This is a genomic window from Microvirga sp. P4_G7, from assembly GCF_056401005.1.
This window is the reverse complement of sequence record NZ_JBFUKD010000197.1, coordinates 1-5,927: the sequence shown is the minus strand read 5'-3', so window position 1 is coordinate 5,927 and position 5,927 is coordinate 1. Positions and strand designations below refer to the sequence as shown.

The window sequence follows — 5,927 nt, the reverse complement described above, 5'->3', positions numbered from 1 at the left end:
GATTTCCTTCTGGTTCTGCCGGTAATCCTTCACGTAATCCTTCGCCGCGTCTTTGTCGTAATAATAGCCGGGCGGCGGCGGACGCCAGCCATAGCGCGGTGGCGGGGGTGGCGGCGGGCGCCAGCCGTAGCGCGGCGGGCCACCGTAATAACCCGGGGGYGGCGGAGGCGGCGGCGGATAATAGGCGCGCGGGGGCGGGCCGTAATAGACCGGCGGCGGCGGATCGTCGTCGTAAAAGAACGCCTGGACATTCTGCGTCGCAGAACCCCACGCGGTCGATCCCGCGGCCGAAACCGGAGCGGCCTGCGCCGTCGTTCCGATCGCAAGCCCGGTCACGGCACCGGCGATCAACATGCGAAGCTTCATGTCTCTTCCTCCAACCGGGGAATCATACATCACCCGGCACAGGATATCTCGATAAACGCCAAGTGTTGAACGGAGGATGAATTAACGTTGGGACAATCGTCGCGCAATCAGATCTCATCAACGCGGTGGAAGACAAGATTCTTGGTCCTGTCACTGCTTAGGACGATGCTACCGTCGACGACGCGAAGGGTGTAGAGCCACGGAAGCACCCAAGGGGCGACGCGCCAGGCATCATGTGCATCGGCATCGCCCTGGCGGACGACGAACAGGCCGGAGCCGATCGGATCGAGGGCGAGCTGGCAGGCGCCGATCGGGGACGACAGCCGCAATAGGCCTGCCGCCTCGCCGCACAGGATCTCGGCGGTCAAACCGGAACGCTCGTCATAATACGAACCGGAGAGCTCTGCCGCGTCGTGTGCAGGCGCTTGGCGAGCCAGCCGGACGAATCGGCGGGTCCGACCGTAACGTTGCGTCTCGATGGAATCTTTCCCTTCGATCCGGAAAGCGAAAGCCGGGATGGATGTCTTCGGCGCGAACAATCCGGGCTCGATTTCACCAATCGACGACGTCCCCATACTCGTCACGAGAACGGTCCCTTCCGCGCGTGCTTCGATGAGGAAAATGTCGCCCTCGTGTCGGTATGTTCCGGCCGCGTCCGCAAGTTTTCGCTTCGCCGGTTCGGATATCGCTGTCGCTGTCGAGCCGCCCAACGCCAGATCCGCGACCTGCCGCGCGAGTTCGAACGGCACGAGTTCGTCCGTGTTCGCCAGGATCACGACGCCGAGATCGGCTTCGGGGAAATAGACGGATTCCGATTTTGCACCCGCGATCCAGCCGCCATGGCCAATGCCTTTCAAGCGACCGTGAACAGTGTTGACGAGGCCGAGACCGTACGGCGACGTGGCGCCGTTCACCAGAACGTTTGGCGTCCGCATGCGTGCGAACATCTCCGGCGTTCCGACGACCGGTTGCCGAAGATTGCGCTGCCACCGCAGCATGTCGTCCAGCGACGAGACGAGTCCCCCTTCTCCGCCGATGGCGATTCCCCAAGCAGCTTTCAGCCAAGCCCCATCCGGGCCGGCACGATGGTGGGTCGCAAGTCGCGGCAAGATCACATCGTCCCGCGGCATCAGCCGGGTGTCCGGCATTTCGAGCGGCCCAGTGATCCGCTCCGCGAGCAATTCGTTGAAGCTCTTTCCCGAAACATCCTCGAGGATTTCCGAGAGGAGCAGGAAATTCGTGTTGCTGTAGAGCAGATCCTCACCTGGGAGGAAATTGACGTCACGCTGCCGCGCCACGAAATCGCGCGCAAGTTTCCGCGATGACGGCGCGAGGATGGAGACGCCGCTCGCGATCATGATTTCCAGGATGTCACGCAATCCGCTCGTGTTCGAAGCGAGATGCTTGAGCGTGATCGGCTTCGAGTACATGGGGAGCCAGGGGCAATAGCGCCGCACGTCGTCATCGAGCGACAGCTTTCCATCCGCCTCCAGCATGAGCGCCAGCAAAACGGTGAACTGCTTGCTCTGCGACGCGATGCGGACGACCGTTTGCGGAGCGAGTGGAATCGCATGCGCGAGATCCGCCATGCCGTAGCAACCGCGATGGACGATCTCTCCACCATGCGTGACGCCGACGACGGCGCCGGGCGAGTCCGACCGCGCCCACGGCGCAAACAAGCTGTCGATCGCCGCGCCGAGATTGGCGGGAAGCTTGGAAGAAACGGAATCCATGATGATGAACGCTTTGTGGGGCTATTATGGAAACGCCCACCGATCGCAAAGACCGGCGGGCGGTGTTGTCATAGGTCCTGCTCTACGGCTTCAACGAGACGTTCCAGAAGGCCGGCCAGGGCGAAGGCGTGAAACCTTGCAGTTTCGGCGACTTCGCGGACAAGGAATTGAAATCGCCGATCTTCACGAGCGGCGCTTCCGCAAAGATCAGGCTTTGCACCTTCTCCCAGAGCTTGACGCGTTCGGCCTCCGATGTCGCCGTGTTGAGCGCAGCCACCGCGTCGTTCTTCGCAGGTGTATTCCACCATCCGCTCGCGCTCGGCGACAGGATGCTGATCAGGGCCGGTTCCGGCAAGAACGGGCTGTGCGTGATGAAGATTTCCCAGAGGGCGGGATTGCGGATACGCTGGACGAGCGTCRCCCAATCGACGACTTCCATCGCGACGTTGAAGCCGGCGAGCTTCAGATATTCCGCGGCGACGAGAGCCATCTTGTAATGGAATTCATACTGGCGGCTGGTGATGATGCGCAGCGGCTTTTGACCGTCATAGCCCGCCTCCTTGAGAAGCGCCTTCGCCTTGTCCGGATCCCCTTCGTTGTACGGCTCCGCGCCCGCCTTCGTATGCCAGATGAAATTCTTCGGATACATGGGCGCGTTGACGGCGTAGAACGCCTGATCGCCGAACGCGGCCGCCAGCATGTCCTCTTCCTTGAGGGCGATCTGCACGGCCTTGCGCAGCCGCTGGTCGGTCATCAGACCTTCCTTGCTGTTCATCACGAACATCGGCCAACCGAAAGGCGCCAGAACGACGGCTTCCGAGGCGCTTTCCTTCAGGCGCGGAAATGCCTCGATGGGCAAGGAATCGGTGTAGGTGAACTGACCGGACAGCGCGCCTTCGACACGCGTATTTGCATCCGGCACCGGCACGAAGCGGATTTCATCAACGTATTGATGGCGCGTTCCGCCATAGCCGCTCGATTCACCAGGCTGCGACTTGTACGCATCGAAGCGGACGAGCTGCAGATATTGGTCGGGCTTACGTTCCTTGACTTTGTAAGGACCGGTGCCGATCGCTTCCTTCAGCGGATTGTCGAGTTTGGCGGCAGGCATGACGACGGCTGCGGAATTGTTGAACGCCAGCAGCGCGAGGAGCGGCGCATAAGGCTCCTTCAGGCTGATCTTGATCGTTGCGGGATCGAGCGCCTCGATGGATGCGACATTCTCCGCGATCTGCTTGCCGCGGTTGGCGAGATCGAGCCAGCGCTTGAGCGAGGCGACCACATCCGCCGATGTCATCGCCTGCCCGTCGTGGAACGTCACGCCCTGCCGCAACTTGATCGTGTAAACCCGACCGTCCGGCGAAATCGCCGGCATGCCGTCCGCGAGCAGAGGCGTCGTCTTCCAATCCTTGTCGAAGGTAAAGAGTGTCTCGAAGACGTGCTGGCCGATCATGCCGACGATGTCGGTGGAGCTGACCATCGGATCGAGCGTCGGCGGTTCGCCGATCGTCGCGACGTTGATCACGCCGCCGCGCTGCTGCGCGAATGCCGGCGCCACGGCAGCGAATGTGAGAGCACACGCCGCCATGACCGATAACTTCATCGCCTTCATCAAAGACCCCTTTTATTCCAAAATAATAGAATAGATCCTATTATTCTGAAGTATAGGAGGGCAAATGACGTAGGGTCAACGCCAAACTTCTTCTTTGATCGACTTCGTTCGCGTCCTTATTCCGGCCAACGCAACGCAGACTCGTCCCCACGATTGCGCCGGTGTTCGAGCGGCGTTGCGATGATCTCATTCGACTGACGCGCCTTGTCGAGTTCGGCGACGAGACGTTCCGCTACAATCGTTTCTTGACCCGGATGCAGATTGCAGGGGTCGAGGTAAAAATATCCGTGCTCGACTTCGTGATCGCGCACGATGATCGGCGTCGCTCCCGATGCGAGGGCATCGGCGAGATCCCAGGCCGTGATATGCGCGTCCTCGGGGACGAGTGATACCTTCAACCGGTCGAGCGGATTGTTGGTGGGGTCGGCCTCGCGCGTCGCAACGACTCCCGGTTTGTCGGCAAGCGTGCGTTCCCACAATGTGAGAGACCGTGTCTCTCGCTCGCGGATGCCGACATGATCGCGCTTCTCCCACGCTTCCAGTGCGCCGATCGTTCCAGCGATGCTCTCCTTGCCGACCTTCATGCCGCGCCCAATTCCCCTGTTCTGGAGATAGGCCGCCCGAACGAGATCGGTGCGTCCGGCAACGATGCCGCCGGTCGGCCCACCGAGGAACTTGTGCGACGAATACAAAGCGATGTCGGCGCCTGTCGCGAGAAAACCCTGGAGATCGTATTCCGAGGCTGCATCGACGATCACAGGCACGCCGCGTGCATGGCAGATTGCGACGAATTCTTCGAGCGGGATCAATCCGTATTGAACCACGTGATGCGAAACCACATAGACCGCCGCTGCGGTTCTATCGGTGATCGCACCATCCAGTTGGTATGCGCGCGCCGACGTCGCCTGACCGACTGGAACGACCTTCGCTCCGGACAGGGATATCCCCTGCTCCACGGGAGCGCCGTAGCTGACCATGTGACCTGTCATGATCACGACCTCGTCCTTGAGGCCTGTGGTGTTCGGCAAGCGCTCGATTGCGGCGAGGTTCGTGCCGGTCATGGCGCCAGCCACCGCAAGTGTGATACCAGCGGAACAGGATGCAGTGACGAAGCCTGATTGCGTGTCACACAAGCGGGCAATGGCCGCGCTCGCCCGCTTCTGCAAATCGCCGATTTCGACGAATTGCGGGAGGATCGCCGCTACAGCCGCGATGGCCTCGGGGACCACGATCGACGCGCCGAGCGACGTCATCGTGCCGGACACATTGATGATGGGACGAAGGCCGAGCTTCAGGCGAATGTCGTTCTGGTCCATTTCATTTCCTTGATCGTCCGCCGCCATGCGGCTCGTATTCCATTGTTGGGGAATTTATTGTATTATTGTGGCTGTAACACACTGCCGAATGCCCGTTGCGCCAACCGGAGACCGCCCCGTGGACGCCAAAACGCCTAAACTGAAAACCGCAGCGACTCCTGTGAAGGCGGCCAGAGGCGCGCGCGTCAGCGGGATCGACCGGGCCTTGCAGATTCTCGACTACCTCCAGGAGGACATGAAGCCGGCTGGGCCATATGCCGTCGCCAAAGCCATCGGCGCCCCGTTGTCGACGGTCTACGTAATCATCGACGACCTCGTCGAGAAGCGGCTGCTGCAACGGCGCAACGACGGCATGATCTGGCTCGGTCCGCGCCTCTATCACTACGGCCTCGCCTACGCCCAATCGCTCGACTTCCTGGACGTCGCGACCCACGAGATGCAGGACCTGTGCCGCGAGGTCGAGGAGACCATTCAGATCTGTGGGCGAGACGGAGACCATATGGTCGTGATGGCGATGGCCGACGGACCGGGGCATTTTCGCGTGACATCGAAGATCGGTTCGCGCGTGCCGTTGAATTGGACCGCGTCCGGCCGGCTCCTGCTCGGCCACCTGCCCGACGACGAGCGACTGGCGATCTTCCGTCACGCCTCCAAGGTGTCTCCGACCGGGCGCGCGAAAACCGACGCCGAAGCGCTGTCCTCGGCGTCCGCGGATGCGTTGAAACGGCGGCTTTCGATCCAGATCAACGAGTCGGATTTCTCCGTCGCCTGCATCGCGTCGCCGATTTGCAATCCCGCGGGGGAGTGCATCGCGACGATCTCGATCGTGTTGCCGGAGCACCGCGTTCTGCAGGACAAGAAGCGCTACACCGGCGCCGTTTCCGCCGCCGCGGAGCGGAT

At 61.5% G+C, this 5,927-nt stretch carries 5 protein-coding genes; 1 reads left to right on the top strand and 4 read right to left on the bottom strand.

Going from position 1 to position 5,927, the window contains the following annotated elements:
• The 4 genes from AC1DT3_RS10575 to AC1DT3_RS10560 all read right to left on the bottom strand — a co-directional run.
• Nucleotides 1-366, bottom strand: a 366-nt coding sequence (locus AC1DT3_RS10575) for a hypothetical protein (RefSeq protein ID WP_477465213.1), incomplete at its 3' end; no start/stop codon positions are given.
• A gap of 107 nt (nt 367-473) precedes the next feature.
• Entirely contained in the window at nt 474-2,099 is a 1,626-nt protein-coding gene (locus tag AC1DT3_RS10570) for a serine hydrolase domain-containing protein (RefSeq protein ID WP_477465212.1), read from the bottom strand.
• A gap of 82 nt (nt 2,100-2,181) precedes the next feature.
• Complete coding sequence (locus tag AC1DT3_RS10565) at nt 2,182-3,702, bottom strand: ABC transporter substrate-binding protein (protein ID WP_477465214.1); 1,521 nt, start codon at nt 3,700-3,702, stop codon at nt 2,182-2,184.
• Between the two features lie 125 nt (nt 3,703-3,827).
• On the bottom strand, nt 3,828-5,027 hold the full coding sequence (locus AC1DT3_RS10560) for an aminotransferase class V-fold PLP-dependent enzyme (RefSeq protein WP_477465211.1): 1,200 nt from the start codon (nt 5,025-5,027) through the stop codon (nt 3,828-3,830).
• A gap of 118 nt (nt 5,028-5,145) precedes the next feature.
• Between AC1DT3_RS10560 and AC1DT3_RS10555 the strand changes: the two genes are divergently transcribed.
• On the top strand, nt 5,146-5,927 hold a 782-nt coding region (locus tag AC1DT3_RS10555), incomplete at its 3' end, for an IclR family transcriptional regulator (RefSeq protein ID WP_477465210.1).

Coding starts and splice junctions, on each gene's coding strand:
- AC1DT3_RS10570 (WP_477465212.1), bottom strand. CDS start 2,099: ATGGATTCCGTTTCTTCCAAGCTTCCCGCCAATCTCGGCGCGGCGATC.
- AC1DT3_RS10560 (WP_477465211.1), bottom strand. CDS start 5,027: ATGGACCAGAACGACATTCGCCTGAAGCTCGGCCTTCGTCCCATCATC.